The organism is Citrobacter sp. VF227 (assembly GCF_052950715.1).
Window position 1 is genome coordinate 1 of sequence record NZ_JBRFVF010000188.1, and the last position, 575, is coordinate 575.

General features: G+C 63.3%; 1 protein-coding gene. It reads left to right on the forward strand.

Annotation, left to right across the window (positions count from 1 at the left end; translation table 11 throughout):
• The coding region (gene istA, locus ACU8YC_RS25820; RefSeq protein WP_446896083.1) for an IS21 family transposase at window positions 1–575 on the forward strand (575 nt) is incomplete at both ends.

Genomic DNA, 575 nt, shown 5'->3' on the forward strand with positions numbered 1-575 from the left:
GACATAACCTTCGGCTTTGATTTGCGCCAACAGCGGCGCAGTGCCAAGGCGCTGTTGGCGCAAATCAAAGCCGAAGGTTATGACGGTGGCTACAGCCAGCTCACCGCGTTTATCCGTGCCTGGCGAGGGGGACAGGGCAAGGCGTCGCAGGCCTTTGTGCCGCTGACCTTTGCTCTTGGCGAGGCGTTTCAGTTTGACTGGAGCGAGGAAGGCTTGCTGGTCGGCGGCATTTACCGGCGTATGCAGGTGGCACATCTGAAGCTGTGTGCCAGCCGTGCGTTCTGGCTTGTGGCGTATCCGAGCCAGGGCCATGAGATGTTATTTGACGCCCATACACGCTCGTTCGGCTCCTTGGGCGGCGTGCCGCGCCGGGGCATCTACGACAACATGAAGACCGCGGTGGAGACGATCTTCGTCGGTCGCGAGCGCGCCTACAACCGTCGCTTCCTGCAGATGTGCTCGCACTACCTCGTCGATCCGGTCGCCTGCACGCCGGCCTCGGGCTGGGAGAAGGGGCAGGTCGAGAACCAGGTCGGGCTGGTGCGCGAGCGCTTCTTCACCCCGCGCGTCCGGGT